This is a genomic window from Staphylococcus shinii, from assembly GCF_017583065.1.
In the GTDB taxonomy this organism is placed as follows: Bacteria; Bacillota; Bacilli; order Staphylococcales; family Staphylococcaceae; genus Staphylococcus; species Staphylococcus shinii.
The window spans coordinates 490,079-508,888 of sequence record NZ_JAGEVL010000003.1 but is presented as its reverse complement, the minus strand read 5'-3'; the positions used below and the strand labels follow the sequence as shown (position 1 = coordinate 508,888).

Annotated in this window: 17 protein-coding genes; 9 read left to right on the top strand and 8 right to left on the bottom strand. The window is 31.6% G+C overall.

What is annotated here, in order from left to right:
* Positions 1-312: 312 nt before the first annotated feature.
* The 5 genes from J5E45_RS06185 to J5E45_RS06165 all read left to right on the top strand — a co-directional run bounded on the left by J5E45_RS06185 (position 313) and on the right by J5E45_RS06165 (position 4,104).
* On the top strand, positions 313-1,527 hold the full coding sequence (locus J5E45_RS06185; RefSeq protein ID WP_101094171.1) for an MFS transporter: 1,215 nt from the start codon (positions 313-315) through the stop codon (positions 1,525-1,527).
* Positions 1,528-1,686: 159 nt separating this feature from the next.
* Positions 1,687-1,890, top strand: a complete 204-nt coding sequence (locus tag J5E45_RS06180) for a helix-turn-helix transcriptional regulator (RefSeq protein ID WP_039068195.1) — start codon at positions 1,687-1,689, stop codon at positions 1,888-1,890.
* Positions 1,887-2,606: a DUF3169 family protein gene (locus tag J5E45_RS06175; protein ID WP_039068196.1), complete on the top strand. Its 720-nt coding sequence runs from the start codon at positions 1,887-1,889 to the stop codon at positions 2,604-2,606. Before J5E45_RS06180 ends, J5E45_RS06175 begins: the two co-directional genes overlap by 4 nt.
* A gap of 26 nt (positions 2,607-2,632) precedes the next feature.
* On the top strand, positions 2,633-3,475 hold the full coding sequence (locus tag J5E45_RS06170) for an ABC transporter ATP-binding protein (protein WP_107548552.1): 843 nt from the start codon (positions 2,633-2,635) through the stop codon (positions 3,473-3,475).
* Complete coding sequence (locus J5E45_RS06165) at positions 3,475-4,104, top strand: ABC-2 transporter permease (RefSeq protein WP_107548553.1); 630 nt, start codon at positions 3,475-3,477, stop codon at positions 4,102-4,104. The genes J5E45_RS06170 and J5E45_RS06165 overlap by 1 nt, the downstream gene beginning before the upstream one ends.
* Before the next feature lie 126 nt (positions 4,105-4,230).
* On the opposite strand, the gene J5E45_RS06160 is transcribed toward J5E45_RS06165, so the two are convergent.
* Positions 4,231-7,215 carry a glycoside hydrolase family 2 TIM barrel-domain containing protein gene (locus J5E45_RS06160; RefSeq protein ID WP_208181841.1) on the bottom strand — a complete coding sequence of 995 codons (2,985 nt, stop codon included), beginning with the start codon at positions 7,213-7,215 and terminating at the stop codon, positions 4,231-4,233.
* 14 nt (positions 7,216-7,229) lie between these two features.
* Positions 7,230-8,618 carry a melibiose:sodium transporter MelB gene (gene melB / locus J5E45_RS06155; protein WP_039068200.1) on the bottom strand — a complete coding sequence of 463 codons (1,389 nt, stop codon included), beginning with the start codon at positions 8,616-8,618 and terminating at the stop codon, positions 7,230-7,232.
* 175 nt (positions 8,619-8,793) lie between these two features.
* On the opposite strand from melB, the gene J5E45_RS06150 reads away from it, so the two are divergent.
* Complete coding sequence (locus tag J5E45_RS06150) at positions 8,794-9,633, top strand: AraC family transcriptional regulator (RefSeq protein ID WP_101050576.1); 840 nt, start codon at positions 8,794-8,796, stop codon at positions 9,631-9,633.
* 171 nt (positions 9,634-9,804) lie between these two features.
* Here J5E45_RS06150 and J5E45_RS06145 read toward each other — a convergent pair whose 3' ends face one another.
* Positions 9,805-10,635 (bottom strand): LysR family transcriptional regulator, encoded by an 831-nt coding sequence (locus J5E45_RS06145; protein ID WP_107549777.1) that lies wholly within the window; start codon positions 10,633-10,635, stop codon positions 9,805-9,807.
* 122 nt (positions 10,636-10,757) lie between these two features.
* Between J5E45_RS06145 and J5E45_RS06140 the strand changes: the two genes are divergently transcribed.
* Together J5E45_RS06140 and J5E45_RS06135 are read left to right on the top strand one after the other, a co-directional pair.
* Positions 10,758-11,753, top strand: a complete 996-nt coding sequence (locus tag J5E45_RS06140) for a YeiH family protein (RefSeq protein ID WP_107549778.1) — start codon at positions 10,758-10,760, stop codon at positions 11,751-11,753.
* 150 nt (positions 11,754-11,903) lie between these two features.
* On the top strand, positions 11,904-12,275 hold the full coding sequence (locus tag J5E45_RS06135; protein ID WP_208181840.1) for a nuclear transport factor 2 family protein: 372 nt from the start codon (positions 11,904-11,906) through the stop codon (positions 12,273-12,275).
* Positions 12,276-12,654: 379 nt separating this feature from the next.
* Here the strand turns inward: J5E45_RS06135 and J5E45_RS06130 are convergent, their stop codons facing one another.
* The 3 genes from J5E45_RS06130 to J5E45_RS06120 form a co-directional block, all read right to left on the bottom strand.
* Positions 12,655-13,551: a DUF5996 family protein gene (locus tag J5E45_RS06130; RefSeq protein ID WP_107549780.1), complete on the bottom strand. Its 897-nt coding sequence runs from the start codon at positions 13,549-13,551 to the stop codon at positions 12,655-12,657.
* Positions 13,552-13,870: 319 nt separating this feature from the next.
* Positions 13,871-14,308, bottom strand: a complete 438-nt coding sequence (locus tag J5E45_RS06125; protein ID WP_039068206.1) for an antibiotic biosynthesis monooxygenase family protein — start codon at positions 14,306-14,308, stop codon at positions 13,871-13,873.
* Between the two features lie 32 nt (positions 14,309-14,340).
* On the bottom strand, positions 14,341-15,714 hold the full coding sequence (locus tag J5E45_RS06120) for a cryptochrome/photolyase family protein (protein WP_208181839.1): 1,374 nt from the start codon (positions 15,712-15,714) through the stop codon (positions 14,341-14,343).
* 234 nt (positions 15,715-15,948) lie between these two features.
* On the opposite strand from J5E45_RS06120, the gene J5E45_RS06115 reads away from it, so the two are divergent.
* A complete protein-coding gene (locus tag J5E45_RS06115) occupies positions 15,949-16,374 on the top strand; it encodes a pyridoxamine 5'-phosphate oxidase family protein (protein WP_039068208.1) in 426 nt (141 codons plus the stop codon).
* A gap of 50 nt (positions 16,375-16,424) precedes the next feature.
* Here the strand turns inward: J5E45_RS06115 and J5E45_RS06110 are convergent, their stop codons facing one another.
* Positions 16,425-17,930, bottom strand: coding sequence for a phytoene desaturase family protein (locus tag J5E45_RS06110; protein WP_208181837.1), 1,506 nt, complete (start codon positions 17,928-17,930; stop codon positions 16,425-16,427).
* Complete coding sequence (locus J5E45_RS06105; RefSeq protein ID WP_069793367.1) at positions 17,927-18,802, bottom strand: phytoene/squalene synthase family protein; 876 nt, start codon at positions 18,800-18,802, stop codon at positions 17,927-17,929. The genes J5E45_RS06110 and J5E45_RS06105 overlap by 4 nt, the downstream gene beginning before the upstream one ends.
* Between the last annotated feature and the right edge of the window lie 8 nt (positions 18,803-18,810).

Below are 18,810 nucleotides of genomic sequence, written 5' to 3'. Positions count from 1 at the left end.
AATAGAAAGAATAAAACAATATAGTTATAAATATATCTACTTAAAATTTATATCTATATTAATTCTTCTGCCAGAATACTAATCGTCACATTAACTATTCTAATTTCAACAACACTGATACTCCACCATTTTTGGAAAATCCGATACATTTAAGCTATATAATCTAAGTTGTTAAGCATCATTTTCACACTTTTTTAGTCTCAGCATTTTCATCAAAACATCTGTCTATTTTTGGCATTTTTAACAAGGTATTTTACTGAATTTCGGGCTATTATAATTGTGAATTTATGTATTTGGAAGGAGTAATGAGATATGCAACAAGAATCAATACAACTTAGTAAACATTACTGGATTAAATTAGTTACTATCTTTACATTAGGATGGTTAGTGATCTATGCTGCACGTACTATATTGAACCCAATTATGGGCGATATTAAAAGCACTTTCTCTTTAAACAATGCACAACTCGGTATTATCATGAGTGTATTCTTTATTGGCTATACTTTAACTCAAATCCCTTCAGGTATATTAGGAGATAAAATTGGCCGAAAGAAAATGCTTGTCCCGAGTATGATAGTTTTTGGGGTATTTATGGTTATTACTGGTATAATGCCGACATTTTTCCTATTTATGCTATCTTGGCTTATTGTTGGGTTAGCACAAGGAATGTTTTACGGTCCTCAATACGCATTATCCTCAGAAGCCATTCCTGAAAAACATATCACACTCGGTAGTGCATTAATCAATAGTGGTATGGCATTTGGTACTTCAATTGGTTATTTTATTTCAAGTTATACCGTTCAGGAATATGGTATGAATTGGCATATACCTTTTTTCATCATGGCAATACCTATACTTCTGCTAGCTTTGTTAATGTATAAAGTAATTACAGAACGCCCTAGGTTTATCCAAACACATACTGAGCAACAAGTACCTTTTAAATTCATTAGTTTATTCAAAAATCGAAATTTGATATTGGCGTACATTATTATATTCTGCTCAATTTATGGTTTCTTTATGATTATTACGTGGTTACCATATTACTTAGAAACCGAACGTGGTATCAATGGCGCCCAAGTAGCCTTTATAGCCTCATTAGTTCCTTGGGCTGCTATACCTGGCTCACTATTCTTTAGTTGGCTTTCTGATCGATTAGGTCGTCGTCGTCCAGTATTATTAGTAATGATACCTTTAGCATTTATATTTACAATTTCCATCGTTATGTTTGATCATTTATGGATTTTATATATTGCTTTAATTGGCTATGGAATTGTTGGGAAGATAAGTACAAACCCCGTCTTAATAGCTGTAGTTGCAGATAACGCTCCTAAAAATGCACTAAGTACATCTTTTAGTGTTTATAATTTCATAGGGATGACGGCATCTATACTTGCTCCATACGTGACTGGCTATTTAACGGATTTAACTGGTGCTATGGCAACTGGTTTTTATCTCGCTGCTGGATTATTAATCATTGGATTTATATGTACTATATTATTAAAAGAAAAATATAAGCAAACTTGCTAAGATTAAATTTATTTTTTTAATAAGCTGCTAAAGGCTATACTACGTGCTTTTAGTAGCTTTTTCACTGTTCGAAAAAGACATCTATATACGTCATTTTGACAAATATGGTTGTCAAATATATCAAAGTATTATATATTGTACGCAAGGAGTTGATAATATTTGCGAAATCGTGTTAAAGAATTGCGTGCTCGTGATGGCTATAATCAAACACAACTTGCTAAAAAGGCAGGCGTTTCACGACAGACCATTTCCCTAATTGAGAGAAATGATTTTATGCCATCTATTTTAACTGCAGTTAAAATTGCAAGAATATTTGATGAACCTGTCGAAAATATTTTCATTATAGAGGAGAGGGATTTATGAAAGTAGGACGATATTTACTATTAACTTTATTAGGGGGTATTGTTGGAGGTGTTATAGGTATTTTCATTGGTTTATATGACAGTACAAGAACCTTCTTAAATTTTGAATTACCAAGTTATAACATCGCCATTATCACATCAATTATTGCTTCAATTCTAAATATAATACTAACCATTTTTCTTCATAAGATTCACAAGGATGCGCTTAAATATAAGACTAAAATGAAAGAAAATTTAGGTGGTTATCAAACAGACGAATTGGAAGAAAAAGCAAATTTAAAATTTATGCGTTCTAGCTTTATTTATTATATTCAAGTATTAATTAGTTTAGTTACACTGCTTGTTATTGTATCTGTCGACGCCGATAGTACAGTGACATTTTATGCTATTATTCCTTATTTAATTACGATATTCCCTTCTCTAATGATTGGCTTCTTTGTTAGAGAATATGATTCTCGTTATCCTAAACAAGGCGAAGCACAATATACTGAAAAAACTTTACAAATAATGGATGAAGGTGAACGTCACATTACATTAATTTCTATGTACAAAACTTATCACGTAAACCTTACTTTAATTATAATAGGAGCTATTATTTTAGGCATATTTTCTATGGTTTCAGGAATCAATCAATTTGTTGGCCTGGTTATACTGATTGTCTTATTTATCTACAATGCCTTTGGATATTTGTTAAAAGTCAGTAAATTTTATAAATAAAAATAAATTTTGGAAGCGAGGATATTATGGAAAATTTATTAGAAATTCAGAATCTTAATAAATCATATAAAAAATCAGATTTTCAACTTTCTGATATCTCATTAACGCTTGAACCTAATGAAGTGATTGGCATAATTGGTAAAAACGGATCTGGTAAATCTACATTAATTAATACCTTGGTCGGTAACCGTTTTAAAGATTCAGGAGAAATACGTTATTTTGATAAACCTATAGCAGCAAATGATAACCAACATAAAGAGCATATTGGTGTCGTCTTTGATGATTTACGCGTTCCAAACAAATTAACTATTCAAGATATAGATAAAGTCTTTTCTAGAATTTACAAAACATGGGACTCGGAGAAATTCTTCGCTATTATTAAAAATTTTGAATTACCTACTACAAATGAAATAGCTTCTTTTTCTCGAGGTATGCGCATGAAAGCTGCTTTAACAATCGCATTAAGTCACGATAGTAAGGTTCTTATCTTAGACGAAGCAACTGCAGGTATGGATGTTTCTAGTCGTGAAGAAGTCATTGAAATTTTAGAAGATTACGTTGCTAAAGGTAACGGTATTCTAATTTCATCCCATATTTCAGAAGACATAGAACAGCTTGCAACAAAACTCGTATTTATGAAAAATGGAGAAATCATTTTAGAGGAGAAAAAAGACAATTTATTTAATCATTACGGTATTTTAGAACAAAGCGAAGAGGAATTCAATATCCCAAACGATATACTCATCGCATCCAGAGTACGTAAAGGTTCTAGAATCTCATTAATCAATGATCGCACGGCGGTTACAGATGCTCGCCCATTAGAAACCATTGATGATGCAATAAAATTAATTATGCGAGGTGATAGCTAATGAAAGGCTTAATATTAAGTAGTTATTATTCATCAAAAAAATCTCTTTATACATATCTCATAGTAGCGATAGTAGCGGCCGTTATTTTTGCATTTATCAATCCAATTATGGCATGTTTTTTACCAATGTTGTTCCTCATAACGCCAGTTACGGATAACATTAAACATGAAAAAGATTCAAAATGGATGTACTATATCTCAACACTCCCAAGTGGCAGAAGCGCTTATGTTAATAGTTACTTTAGCTTTTATGGGATACTCACTTTAATTGGTTTTATATTTGGCGTCATATCTGTTTCATTAATTACGCAAGATTTCAATGTAATACTCATGTCTATACTAGTAGGTATTGGAGGCGCAGGTACTTATGCCATGATGTTCCCATTAACATTTAAATTTGGGCCCGAAAATTCTAATGTTATTTTAATTTCAACGTCGTTCATTGTACTTTTCTTATTTTTCATCGTCTTTTTTGGCATGAATTTATCAGAAGTTGCAGTATCAGGTTCAGACGCTACAAATTTAGGAAACAGCATATTGGTTGTCGGCGTATATGCATTAGTTGGCATAATAGCTTTTGTTCTATCTTATGTTACTTCATTAAAAGTATTTAAGAATCAAGAATTATAATGAGAAAATTTTAATATAGAAATCACTAATCATTAAGTTGGATTTCAGCAATATAAAAAACAGCCCTAATTGACTAACATTAGTTAACTAGGGTTGTTTTTATTTACATATTATTCGAAAACTTACTTAGACAAATTTCAAATTAAAGCTAAACTCGATGTGTCGATCATTTAATCGATATGCTTCATTTAATTCTGGTCCACAACTATTTGAACCTATACCGCTTTGTGCATAATCGATATATAAATAGGTTTGATCTTCAAGTTCTAGTGCATCTTTATGGATTATTTCGGTCAGCTGTTTTAATGAATAATGTGTTGTATTAAAACTAAATGTATTATCACTTGTCACGATAACCCTTTTACACCCATCACTAATTTCAACAAATGTAGTTTCATTATGACTTCCCGTTTCTTGGGGTCTGATATGGACTTCACCATTACCTGTAACAGTCGTCTCAAACTCATCTAAATAATTGGCTACACCTTTATCTTGATAACTACTGAAAGGACCTTTGCCATAATATTTCACTTGTTCAAATACTTTAGGTAAGGTCAAACCTAAACCAAATCGTGGTAAGTAAGGCGCTTTCACATCTCTTTCTAACTCATAAGTTACATTAAGTATTCCATCATGTTGAACACGCCAAGTCACTGTGCCAAATAGTACCGGTGGCACCGCGTCATTAACCATCGCTATATTAAAAATAAGACTGACCTCTGTCTCGCTTTCTAAAATTTGATAATCGTGCACGCGTGTAGTGATATCTTTATAACCAGAGTAATCCCAATCACATTTTATATTCGTATCATTATCAGTGGGAGCTCTCCAAATATTATTTGTTGTGCTTTGGTTAATTACTATATGATTATGCTTGAGAACTGACTCAAGACTTGCATTACCTTTATTAAAAACATACGTTTCACTTTTACCTAATGCAACTTTGATTAATTTATAAGTTTCATTTACTAAAATATCATTTTCACTAGATTGCTCATCCTGCTCTTTCATTATTCGACGTTGATATACGATTTGATCATGTCCTAATTCAAAATTTTCATGACGAAATTGATCATCATCTTTTAATTTATACCGTAATATGACATCACTGATATGTTCTATATTGATATAATCGCTCAAATCAATTGTTTGCGTAGTATGTGGCAAGAAATTTGAAAGAGGTATTTCACTGATCGTTTTTCCCCCATTCAAATTTGTCACTGTAGCCTCTACAAACATATATTGCTCTGCAGACGTAAAATCCAATTGGTTACGTAGCACAATTTTAAAATTATCTTGTGACACAAGTTTTAATGGCCTATGTTCTTGTTTGAATTCATAATAACCTTCATGGGGCACCCTATTTGGAAAAACAATGCCATCGACACAGAAATTACCGTCATGTAGTTTTTCTCCAAAGTCGCCACCATATCTAAAAATAGGTTGGCCTTCTTTCATTCCAATCTGAATAGCGTGATCGCACCATTCCCAAACAAATCCTCCGATAAAGCTATCGTATTGCTCAACTAGAGTTTGGTAAGCGTGTAAATCTCCTGGAGAATTGCCCATTGCATGTGCATATTCACATAAGATAAACGGTTTATCCAAATCCGGTTTCTTCAAATAAGTCTCCTCAATTTCTTCAGGAGAAGGATACATTCTACTAATCATATCTATATTAGATAGATCATAGTGTTGTTGCTTATCTCGATATAATGTACCTTCGTAATGAATTGGCCTTGTATTGTCTAGTGATTTGGCACGTGCTGCACCTTTGACCATATTCTTACCAAATCCCGACTCATTTCCTAATGACCAAGATACGATAGAGCTGTAATTTTTCAGTGGCATAATAGAAGCTTCAATACGCTCTATAATAGCTGTTTCAAATTTACTATCGTCAGCTATAATATTAAAATCTTCATTATTGTCTTCACCATATAACCTAACGACACCATGCGTCTCAATATCAGCCTCGCTCATTACATAAAAACCATATTGGTCCGTCATTTCGTAAAATAGTGGAGATTTTGGGTAATGTGCCGTACGAATGGCGTTAAAGTTTCCTTGTTTCATCAATTCTAAGTCTTTTTTAAAATGGGATTCTGTCATTACATAACCAGTTTCTGGATGACTATCATGGTAATTTGTCCCACGCAGTTTGATGGATTGACCATTAATATAAAATTGATTATTTTGGATAGCCACTTCACGAATTCCAACTTTTTGTGCAATCACTTCTTGATCTGTCACAATGTATAATGTATATAAAGTCGGACTTTCTGTAGACCACAATTGAGGTTTATAGACATTAAATTGATATTCCTGTGCTCCAAATATGGTTGCTATTTCTTCACCCTCAGGGTTATATAATTGAAATTCTACTGATTTTAGATTGTGCGCCCGTTCTATTTTTACATCTATCTTCGCAGAATTTAAATCGTCACTTAGCTTCGTTTGCACTTTAAAATCATCAACACGTTCAGTTGCGCGTTTTAAAATATAAACGTCTCTAAAAATGCCCGAGTGTCGAAACATGTCCTGATCTTCAAAATAAGTGCCATCAGAATATTTCAATACAAGCACGTCGATATGATTCTCACCTTGTTGAACAAAATTGGAAATATCAAACTCAGAAATAGCATGTGCAATTTGACTATATCCTATAAATTCATTATTAATCCATACATAAAATGCACTATCTACACCTTCAAAGTTCAAATGATAATCGTATTGTTGATCATATTCATCGATAGTAAATTTTCGCGTGTAGTGTCCACATGGATTATCTTTAGGTACATATGGTGGATCAAAAGGTATTGGATACTGAGTATTTAAATATTGTATTTGATCATAGCCATATAAATTCCAAACTGATGGTACTGTTAGTGTTTTGATTCCCTGTTCATTTGAATGATTTAGATATGCTTCGATTGACTCAAAGTATTGAAAGTACCATTCGCCATTTAACAATGTCACATTTCGAGTATTATATCTTGTTCCAAAATGATAAGCCGCTTCCCCTTGTTGATATGGTATATAAAATGCACGTCTTGGTAATAAATTAACATGTTGAATCTCTAAATTTTCATGAAACTGTTGCTCTAACATGGATAACAACCCCTTTATTTGATTCTTTCTCTAAATTCCCTTTGCCTTTTATACTGTAATGTCTTTTCAATATCCGTTAAAAAGTCGCCTTTTAAATTAAAGGCTTTATGGTATAAAAATGCAGCTAAGCAAACGAAAACAAGTGGCGAAACTAAGATCATGATTCTTAAACCGTTAATTGTCACTACTGATTGTGCTTCGTTTGGCGTATAACCTAAAATAGATAAACCTACGCCGACGATTAAAGCCGCCACCGCTTGAGAAGTCTTAGTTAAGAAGGTATTTGTTGATGTAATAATACTTTCATTACGCTGACCAAATTTAACTTCTCCGTAATCAATCACATCTGCTAATGAAACAGTTGTGATACCTACCATAAAACCTGAACCAATTCGTAGTATTCCCGCTCCTATAATAACTAAAGTCATACTTTGCGGTGCAATGTAGCCGGATATCAAAATAATTAACAATCCAGAGATAATGCATGTTATAGAAGTATTAAATGCAGCGGTTCTGCCAACCCATTTAATAAAGCGTGGTAATAACAGTAAACCAACCATTTCGCATAAAATCATAGAATTAAAAATTGAAAATAAATGTTCTGCATTAACTACATATTTAAAATAATAAATAATAGAGCCATTTAACGTTTGTAAACACAAGTTAAAAGTTAAGAGTACGCCCATAATTGCTAATAATTCTTTGTTTTTAAATAAAATTCGACCGATATCTTTAAATTTAACTTTAATACCTATTTGCTTTTCCATTTCTTGGTCTTCCGGTACTTTAAAGACCGTTACACCAATGGTAAATATAAAAATCAAACTACAAATTATTGCGAATACAAAAATACCTGTAGAATCACTGCCTCCGCCAAAAATATCACCAAGTTTATGTATAAAGAATAAACCAAAAGTGCCGACAGTAAATGCGGCTAAGCTAGCGAAAAATCTTGGAATAACTGATACTTCTTCACGTTCTCTTGGGTTATGCGTTAAGTTAGGAAGCCATGACCAATAAGGTATATCCATCATCGTATATGTCATTCCCCAGGAAATATATATAATAGAAATATAAATGTACATTGCTGTTTGTGGTAAATCAAAATTAGTAAATAATAATACTGTTACTACAGCATTAATTAATGTGCCGATAACAAGCCACGTCTTAAATTTACCAAAGTTGTTTCGTGTATTATCAACAACCATTCCCATAATTGGATCGTTAATTGCATCCCATATACGTGCAACAAATAACATAACGCCCACAAATGCAGGAGATAGCCCTACTATGTCTGTAATATAAAACATTAGAAATACACTGACGATATTAAATATGGCATCCTTACCGACGGCACCGAAGCCAAATGCAAATTTTTGTTTTCCTGTTAAATGCCTATTCATTACATTCACCTCTAAGTTAGTTCTTATTGAAACGCTTACATATATGTTGATTTTATTCTATCAGTAGTAAGTTATAGTTATGAATAGCATAATGATGACGATATATGGCAAAATGTTTCATTTTCAACTAATATAAATATAAGTTCAAATATGTTTTTTAATTAAGAGGGATAACATGCAAGTATTGTGGAAGAAATTTCAAAAGAAACTAATCGATGCAAATTTAGCCGAATGTGGTATTGAAATCGGCGTACCAAATGTTGGTTATAATTATACTGTTTTCCAAAAATCTGTATTACATATCGTAACTCAAGGAGAAGGTACTTTTAGTTATGCTGGTAAAACTTATCATTTAACTGCTGGAGATATTTTTTTGCTTGAACGTGGCATGGAAGTTGAATATAAGCCTTCATTTTCAAATCCTTGGACTTATTATTGGGTAGGTATGAATGGTAAACAAATATTAAATTATTTATCTCGATGTAGTATTGTTGATAGCCATGTCATATTAGGACAAGATACGACAGATATTAAAAATATAATTCAACTCATTTGTAAGCTATCTCAGCGTATTGAATCAAATAACTCCAATGATATTCTAATTATGCAATATTTGTATCAATTAGTTTATACCTTACAAGAAAAGTTTCCTAAAAATTTTTCTGTCCAAGTTGATATTGTAAATGAAGATATCCAACATGCCGTTGATTTTATAAACACAAATTATCAAAAACATATAACTGTTGAGGATGTTGCTAAAAGCGTTAATATTACACGAAGTCATTTATATAAATTATTCAAAAAGAATTTAAGTTGTTCCCCTAAAGAATATTTAACCTATATAAGGATGTATCACGCTTCACAATTATTAATACATACGAGTACACGTATAAGTGACATATCAAGACGCGTTGGTTACAAAGACCCACTACTATTTTCTAAAAATTTTACAAAGCATTTTGAAATCAGTGCTTCTGAATATCGGCATCATTTTTCAATTAGTAATAAGCAATGAGCACTCACTCAATAGCATAGGTACACGAAATTAATGACTATCATTTGATTTCTGCCTTATGCTAATTGCTAATTGTTTATTACTAATTTTTAATTAACGACAATAACTTCTACTCCACTTCTTTACTCCTAGACCAAAATATTCCATATATGAATCACATCATTTTATAAGTCATTCCAGATCTTGCTTTAATACGGATATAACTCGTTTCATTTTTTCATCAATGTATTTATTTTTATGTAAAATTAAATAAAAAAACCTCTCAATATCTAAATTAATAACTTCAAGTTGCTCCAAATCTTCAGGTGTTAATGTTGATTTAGATACAATCGAAAAACCGTTTCCTGCATGAACCATACTTTTAATTAAACTTGTATTATTAATAATTACTAAATAAGGGTTTAATGATAATTGATTCAAACCGTTTTCTTGATATACACGCGTACCGGAACCTTGTTCTCGAATAAAACATGTCTCTAAATTAGACGGGCTAGATTTCTTTTTAATTAATACTATTTCGTCTTGAGCAATTGGCGTACTTATAATCGCATTGTTTTGTATCTTTTTTTCTACCACACCAACGTCAACGATGTTATTTTTAATTTGTTCAGCAATCGTTTCTGAATTATCTAAGTGTACATGAATATGTAATTCTGGATACATTTGGGCTAATTTAGTAAGTTGTCGTGACAAACGATATTCGCCAAATGTGTAACTGCTACCCAATTTTAAATCTCCAGCGATTGCATTTGTTTGCCTCTTTAGATCTTGTCGTAGTGCTTGTTCTAAATGATCTCTTTGCAGCGCATATTGGTATAGTTTCTCTCCATCACTTGTTAATGCCATTTTCGAATGTTTAAACTCAAATATTTTTACGTCATAGTCAATTTCGAGTCTCTTTATATCTCTACTTATTGATGGTTGTGATGTATACAAATTTTCTGCAGCTTTTGTAAAACTCTGCGCTTTGACAACCTCAGTTAACACTTTCAGTGGGTCCATGTCTTATCACCTTTCATTGTTTATTCTTATCATACCAAAATTGTTATGACCTATATACTAAATATTTATTTAACGTTATGAATTTGTGGTGCTATGCTTTTGATAAAAGGAGGAGACGTTACATGACTAAATTTAACAATAAACCATTTATCATTGGCATATTATTCACGTTTATTATTGCTGCAATAAGTTTAATTAGTTCAAAGCTGCCACTTTTAGATAAGATCGGTGCTTTGACAATTGCAATTGTTATCGCAATACTATTTAGACATTTTAATGGTTATCCTGAAAGTTATCGTCCAGGTATTACTTTCGCATCTAAACATCTATTAAAATTCGCCATTATATTGTATGGTCTAAAGCTTAATATTTTTGATGTTATAGGAGAAGGTAGTGCATTATTACTTATTGATGGTGGTGTCATCATTGTAAGTATTGGATTAATGTTATTACTAAATCACTATATTAAAGGAGATAAAATTATCACATTATTGCTAGGTATTGGTACTGGCGTCTGTGGGGCTGCCGCGATAGCTGCTGTATCTCCAATTTTAAAAGCACGCGAAAAAGACACAGCCATTAGTATAGGTATCGTTGCATTAATTGGTACACTTTTTTCACTAGGCTATACGGTAATTTATACACTATTCACAATACCACCAAAAGTTTTTGGCGTATGGTCTGGCGTGAGTCTACATGAAATTGCTCATGTCATTCTTGCTGCAGATTTCTCAGGTGAGACAGCTTTACGAATTGGCTTATTAGGTAAACTAGGTCGCGTATTCTTGCTCATACCTTTAAGTATCATACTTATATTTGTGATGAACTTGAAATCACAGGCTAGGAATACAAACCAACGTATCGAAATGCCATACTTTTTAATTGGATTTGTATTAATGGCAATATTTCATACTTATGTACCTATACCTCAGTTTATAATGCAAATAATTGAGCCGTTAACAACAATTTGCTTATTGATGGCAATGGTGGCACTAGGGTTAAATGTATCATTTAAAGATTTGCAAAACCGAGCGTTTAAGCCTTTAATCGGTGTCATCATTGTATCTATGATATTATCAACTATCACGTTTATCATTGCCAACTATATTTATGGCTAAGTGTTTATTATCAAAGGTTACTATAAAATTGACTGTTCATAAGCAGATATCTATACGATACCTTTAATTATATATAAAATAAGATTTTAATAAGACACTTGTTAATTGGGATGCTTATGTAGAAATCAACTTATAAAGAGGGTATATAAAATGAAAACATTAGATGCATACTTTATCTTGTTCGATGAAGCTAGATATAGTGAAGAAAGCTTTGATAAGTTAAATGATTTATTTAACGATGATATTGAATTTGTGTTGAATCAAAAAAATTTTAAAGGCAAAGACGCATGGAAACAATTTGTTAAAGGTGTGTACCAAACAAATAAAGATTTAAAACACATGCATAATGGTTGGATAGAACAAGAAGATGGGACTTTCAAAACACATTGGGCTATTTGTGGAAATAGATTTGAAACAGGTGTTTACACGCAAGAGAGTATAGACATTGCAAGATTAGATAATGAAGGAAAAATAATTTATTTAGAGAATCAACCTAAAGATAAAACATTATTTTCAAATTAATAATCTACCTTATAAGAAGTAAGATGTGCTACGGACATGGAGTGAAACTATAAATTGAAATGAAATAACAAACTTTGGTTTCAAGGGTTCCACATCTATTTATATCCATCATATCGTAACTTTATTATATGTACAGATAGCAATAGCAAAAGGCTATTCTGTCGCACCTCACACTAGACAACCTTCACTATGCCTGCACACAAACCTAAGGCTAACTTGATGAATAAAATGATAAAACCATTCTCTCTTGTACTTAACAAACAAAAGGAATGGTTTTTATTTTATATAGACCGGGATTTGATAAACAAAGCTTACCTATCTTTTCATATTACATGGCTCTAACCTTTTACGCTAAAGAACTTAGAATAACTTAGGTAGACTAAGTCAAATGATTATTAGCCATTTTAAGTGGTAAGTGAAAATGGATACATCCTTGCCATTCTAAATAATCTTTTAAAATATTATAAGATTCATAGAAGAATTTTTCGATTTCTTCCTTACTCTCTTCACTGTATTCTGTTACTTCTATAATAAACTCTCCTAAAGTTTCACTGAAATAGCTATCTTGTGGAAAATCATCATGACATTCAAATTTTCTATTAGCAAATGGATATGGTAAAACAAAGAATGTTGGTCCTTTAAAATTATCATCTCCAAACCAAAATCCAAATTCAATCATTTCCTCATCAAATGCTGCACGTTCAATCACCATGTCATCGTTTTCAAACGGTTGATGGATATCTTGGATAATTGCACATGATATATCAAATGTTCCCCAAAATAATCCCGGCGTAAATTTTCTAGTACGCAGTGGAGCGATGAATTTTGATTCTGCATGATAGGCAAATTTCATTAGCTGCAACATATTATTACTAATTTGAGAATCATAGTGATGATGGTGCAAGTCTTCTTCAAATGGCGTCGTATCTGGGAATTCTTGTGGTGTCGTATTGATATCTATGAACACTTTGTTTTCTGCTAATATACGTTGAATCTCTTGATAATAATATTGGATTGTAAGACCATCTTTCAACGCTATAATTTCTTTATTGTTATCAATTCTCAACTCAATTTCATCATCAAGTAAATTAACGGTAATATAAAAATCTTTATTATCTGCATGCAACATACCTGTCGTGAATCCTTGAACTGTAATATCTAAAGACACATGAGCCCATTGTGGTTGCTGATAAGCTGCTACTAATTTATATTTTCCTAATATTTGTGATAATAAATGCATTGTTTCTTTTTCTTGCTTCCACTCATTCAATAACATATATCAACCACTCCATTAATTTATTTTTGTATCTTATTGTAATTACCCATATTCGTTATAATAGCAACATAAAATTAATAATAAATAACAATTTGCTTGAGTTAAAAAGTCTCATAAAAATAGTTAATCGATAGCTTTCTGTTATTTGTATGTTTCACGGGAAACTTTATATTTACCGTTACCTAAACTCCAGATTAAGTATTATACGTAAGTGACTAGATGTAGTGTGCTTGAAAGCTGGGTCATATAAGCCATTTATTATGTATTAATATAAATCGGTTTCTTTATGTTTCAAATTTTTCTACCTTTTTAACTGCTCTTAACTATCAGTTAAATCTAGACTAATATTAAATGATAGCTTTCTATTTACGATGTTTTTGTCTGAACCACTGTCAGTCCCTCTTTTGTGATGCGATGCTTTATATTCTTTAGAGTTTTGCCACTGTTGATAAGCGGTTTCGTCTGTCCAAACTGTTACAATAACATAATGCGCATGTTTAGTTTGAGGTTTCAAAAACAATAAACTTTCAAAGCCTTCTGAGCTTTTTAAATGTCTATTTCTGTTTAAAAACAAGCGCTCAAAGTCTTCTTCAAAACTAGGGTTTACATATAAATGATTAAAAACTGTAAATCCACTTTGCGGTAAATCATTAATTTGTTCTAATATGATATATTGCTGTTTCTCATTAAATTTTTCTATTATTACTTTATCATCGTTTTGTTCTAAGTAAATATGATGTGTTGAATTTTTTAACATATGGAACATCGCCTCCCCTATCTATTTATCCATTAAAATTGTTTAAATTTATGCATAACGTAGTCTCTACTATTTTTATGATCTACGATAGCTTCTGGATAATCTTTTCCAATTTCAATATGATAGTTTTCTTTAAATTTTGTCTTATGTTTTGTTGGATCGTGGATAATTTTGCTAGAAACCTCACTGAAAATTTCTAGCTGTGTCTTAATAAAATAGCCCTGAGCATCGAAACGTTCACTTTGACGTATAGGATTAAACATTCTGAAATAAGGCACTGCATCTGTTCCAGTTGATGCGGACCATTGCCAACCATGTACATTGGACGCATTATCATAATCTAGCAAATATTGTTTGAAATATGCTTCTCCCCATGTCCAATCAATGAATAAATTTTTAGTTAAAAATTGAGATACAACCATTCTTAAGCGATTGTGCATATATCCTGTACGGTTTAGTTTCTTCATTGCAGCATCAACGATTGGATAGCCAGTTTGTCCATTTTTCCAAGCTTCAAAATGCAATTTATTATAAGACCATTGCATATCACGATACTTTTTAGAAAAGGATTTAGTTGCAGTTTCTGGATATTGTGACATTAATACATAATAAAATTCACGGAACATAATTTCTCTAATAAAGCCTTCGTAATTTGTTTCATCGCTATCGTAACCTTCAAGCAAATCATTTATAATTTCACGAATATCGAGTAGCCCATATGCTAAATATTTTCCTAATCCACTTACAAAATCCTGCGTTACATCGTCAGTCAATTTATTATAATGAGCTATGTAATCATTTAAAAAATCATTCCACGCTTTACGGGCTAACTTTTCTATATCTTTATTATTTTTAAGTTTTAAGTCACTTTGATTTGAGCCCTTTTCCGCATTTTTAGCCAACTGCTTATATTGATAACTTTTCTTAGGGGTATGTACTAAATCTTGGCGATTTGCTTTATAAAAACTAGTAAATACTTTATAAGGCTGTTGTTGTTTATTAAATGTCTTTGTGGGTTGAAAATAATGATTCACTCGCTGTCCAATCACTGTGATATTATGCTTTTCAAAAGCTTTTTTTACATGAGGATAGTCATATGTTTCTTTGTGGTAGCTCATAATATCTTTTGCTACTAATACATGAGATAACGCCAATGTATCAACTAATTCGCCTAACTTTTCGTACGTCACAATATAAGGGTGAAGATTATATTTATCTAAAGCACTTACAAACCCTTTTACTACTTTATGGTAATAATCACGCTTTACTGCTGCTGCATCAGCTAAATCTTCTATAGGTAAGATAAAATACACTTTATTTATCTCGTCTTGATGTTCCGCTACATAATCAAATAGTGGATTATCTTTTATTCTAAAAACTCTGTTGAGTATGACTCCTAAATACATTCTATTGCCTCCCATATTGGCCTAAAATACAACTTTATAAAATCGATAAATGCTCTAGATAAACTAATGAAATGATAACATTAAACTTTATAATTATTCTCTAACTTATAATTACTTTATCAATCATATACCCGTTATAACTTATGTATAATTCAGTAAAAAATAATGTCACTTTTAAAAATTTACATATTACAGAGGATTTTAGGGTATAGAATTATTAGAGGTGATTAAAATATGAATAATGAACAATTGCAAAATGAAATTGAAAATATATTAAATACATCAAAAATAGGTGTCTTATCTACCGCGCATAACAATACACCTAACAGTAGATACATGGTGTTTTATAATGACGGGCTTACGCTTTATACAAAGACAAGCATTGAGTCTAAAAAAATTACTGAATTTCAAGATAACCCAAAAGCACACGTACTTATAGGTTATGACGAAACGACAAACCGTAGTTTTTTAGAAATTGAAGCTAATGTTGAAATTCTAAAAGATCAGAAAACTATTGATTGGATTTGGGAAAAACAAGATAAGACTTTCTTTGATTCTAAAGACGATCCGAACTTATGTGTAATTAAAGTGATTCCAAATTCAATAAAAGTTATGAATGATAATAATTTAGATACACCCCAAACCATCACGTTCGATTAATACAAAAAGCGCTTAAAATCACCCCATTCACAAGTGATTTAAGCGCTCTTTTATTTACCCTTATTAATGTCTTCTAACATAGCATCAACCGTAATCTTGGCGCTTGTCAATACAATTGGCACTCCTGCTCCTGGGTGAACACTTGCTCCAGCAAAATACAAATTTTTGTATTCTCTGCTAACATTAGGTGGTCTATAGTAGTTACTTTGTGCTAACGTAGGCATTAAACCAAAAGCAGCTCCAAATTTCGCATTATAATCTCCTTCAAAATCTTTAGGTGTGTAAATAATCTCTGTAACAACCCGTGTTTTCAAATTTTCTAAAGCTTTAATTGTAGAAAGCTTGTTATAAATAATATCCTTTACCTTTGTGATTGTTGCTTCATCAGACCAATCCGCATCGCCTGTTTTCAATTCTGAAACTGGCATGAGTATATAAATACCTGTATGACCTTTTGGCGCTAACGACTGATCTTCTACACTAGGCGCATATACATATATTGAAGGATCTCGAGATATTTCTCCGGAAAATATCTCATTAATATTATTATCAAAATCTTTTGAAAATATAACATTATGTAACAAAATTTCTTCAGATAAATCTTTATCAACCCCTATATACATTAAAAAGGCAGAACAAGAATAGTCCATATTATCAATTTTTTGCGTCGTATATTTTTGGGGGTGGTGTTCATTTTTAATTAGAGTCGAGGTTGCGTATGGAAAATCAGCAGTACAGATTATTTTGTCATACTTTTTTATATTTCCATTTACTTTCAAACCTTCTGCACGCTTAAATCGACTATCAATGATAATTTCCTCAACGTTTGCATTTGTATAAATTTGAACGCCTAACTCCTCATTTAATGTTTGAAGTGCTTTGACAAAGCTATACATGCCGCCTTTAATAAAATGAACACCAAACATTAATTCTATCATTGGTATAATTGAATATAATGAAGGACTTCGTTTAGGATCAATGCCTATATATAAAGTCTGAAACGCTAAGATTTTTTGAATTTTTTCATTATCTACATATTTTTCAATTAAGTTATCTGCTTTATCAAACGTTTTTAATTTCATTCCTTGGTATAAAGTAAAAGGGTTATAAAAATCTGTAGGTTTTCTAAAAGTACGTTCTAAAAAATGTTTGCGTGCGATTTCGTATCTTTCGTATATATCTGTTAAAAATGACATAAAGCCATGTGTAGAGTTAGGTTCAATAGCTTCAAGCATATCTCTTAATTGTGCAAGGTCAGTAGGTACACGAATTTGATCTGTTTCACTAAAATAAACATCATAAATATGTGATAATTGTTTAATCTCCAAGTAATCATTCATATTTTTATGTGCATAATTAAAAACGTCACGATAAATTTCAGGCATCATTACAATAGTTGGCCCCATATCAAATGTAAACCCATCTTGCTTAATTTGATTCATCCTTCCACCTATTTGTTGATTCTTTTCATATAAATCCACTTTGTGTCCATTTGCCGCTAACCTTGAAGCTGCAGCTAAACCTGAAACACCGCCGCCTATAACTGCAAGCTTCATAATGTTTCACTCCTTTTATATTTCGCGCTAATATCACGATGAATTTTTATTTTTTTCAATTTGCTTACAAATACTTTTTTACGCAATGTATAGTTTGACTTTCTTACTTCCTCAAGTATTTCACGATAGGTAGTTGTCGCTAATTCAATGATATAACGTACCTCTTCATCAAAGTAGTTAATACCGTTCAGTGCAATGTTGTATAGTTCAACTGCCTCTGTAGCATAACTTTCCCATAGCTCTATATAATCTGAGTTAACTCCTTCATAATATGTAGAATGTAGTTCAACTTGATATTGAGCTAATTTTTCTTCACTGAGATAAATCCGTCCATTTTGAAAATCTTCACCAACATCTCTTAAAATATTAGTTATTTGCATTGCTTTACCTAAAGCAATAGCAGCATCTTTAGCTTGCTCGAAATTATTTTCATTTGATGCAGCTAATATAGGAGTTAACAATTCCCCCACAGTGCCTGCCACACCATAGCAATAATCATATAAATCGGAATCTGTTTGAATTACTTTTAAATCTAAATCTCCCTTTACATATTGAATTAAAGATTTAAATGGGTTTTGAGGTATTGCATATGTATTCAAAGTGTCATTTAAAGCATTCATAATGGATGCATCACTTTGATAACTTCGGATATGATTACCGTAAATAGTATCTAAATCACTCGCTATCTCATCTAATTTCTCAAGGTTTTTATATCTATCGACACTATCATCAATAATTCTGCAAGCTGCATAAATAGCCCATACTGCTTTTTTTCTTCTTATATCCAAAAAATCAAAGGCATAAGAAAACGTTTTTGAATGTGTTTTCATTATATTATGACAGTAGTTATAATCTCTCTCTAACTCATTCATTTGTTGCC

Bases quoted from the DNA above. Each gene is read 5' to 3' on its own strand.
- J5E45_RS06165 (WP_107548553.1), top strand. From the start codon at position 3,475: ATGAAAGGCTTAATATTAAGTAGTTATTATTCATCAAAAAAATCTCTT.
- J5E45_RS06145 (WP_107549777.1), bottom strand. From the start codon at position 10,635: ATGGACCCACTGAAAGTGTTAACTGAGGTTGTCAAAGCGCAGAGTTTT.
- J5E45_RS06150 (WP_101050576.1), top strand. From the start codon at position 8,794: ATGCAAGTATTGTGGAAGAAATTTCAAAAGAAACTAATCGATGCAAAT.
- J5E45_RS06185 (WP_101094171.1), top strand. From the start codon at position 313: ATGCAACAAGAATCAATACAACTTAGTAAACATTACTGGATTAAATTA.
- J5E45_RS06175 (WP_039068196.1), top strand. From the start codon at position 1,887: ATGAAAGTAGGACGATATTTACTATTAACTTTATTAGGGGGTATTGTT.
- J5E45_RS06135 (WP_208181840.1), top strand. From the start codon at position 11,904: ATGAAAACATTAGATGCATACTTTATCTTGTTCGATGAAGCTAGATAT.
- J5E45_RS06105 (WP_069793367.1), bottom strand. From the start codon at position 18,802: ATGAATGAGTTAGAGAGAGATTATAACTACTGTCATAATATAATGAAA.
- J5E45_RS06115 (WP_039068208.1), top strand. From the start codon at position 15,949: ATGAATAATGAACAATTGCAAAATGAAATTGAAAATATATTAAATACA.
- J5E45_RS06120 (WP_208181839.1), bottom strand. From the start codon at position 15,714: ATGTATTTAGGAGTCATACTCAACAGAGTTTTTAGAATAAAAGATAAT.
- J5E45_RS06125 (WP_039068206.1), bottom strand. From the start codon at position 14,308: ATGTTAAAAAATTCAACACATCATATTTACTTAGAACAAAACGATGAT.
- J5E45_RS06110 (WP_208181837.1), bottom strand. From the start codon at position 17,930: ATGAAGCTTGCAGTTATAGGCGGCGGTGTTTCAGGTTTAGCTGCAGCT.
- J5E45_RS06130 (WP_107549780.1), bottom strand. From the start codon at position 13,551: ATGTTATTGAATGAGTGGAAGCAAGAAAAAGAAACAATGCATTTATTA.
- melB (WP_039068200.1), bottom strand. From the start codon at position 8,618: ATGAATAGGCATTTAACAGGAAAACAAAAATTTGCATTTGGCTTCGGT.
- J5E45_RS06140 (WP_107549778.1), top strand. From the start codon at position 10,758: ATGACTAAATTTAACAATAAACCATTTATCATTGGCATATTATTCACG.
- J5E45_RS06160 (WP_208181841.1), bottom strand. From the start codon at position 7,215: ATGTTAGAGCAACAGTTTCATGAAAATTTAGAGATTCAACATGTTAAT.
- J5E45_RS06170 (WP_107548552.1), top strand. From the start codon at position 2,633: ATGGAAAATTTATTAGAAATTCAGAATCTTAATAAATCATATAAAAAA.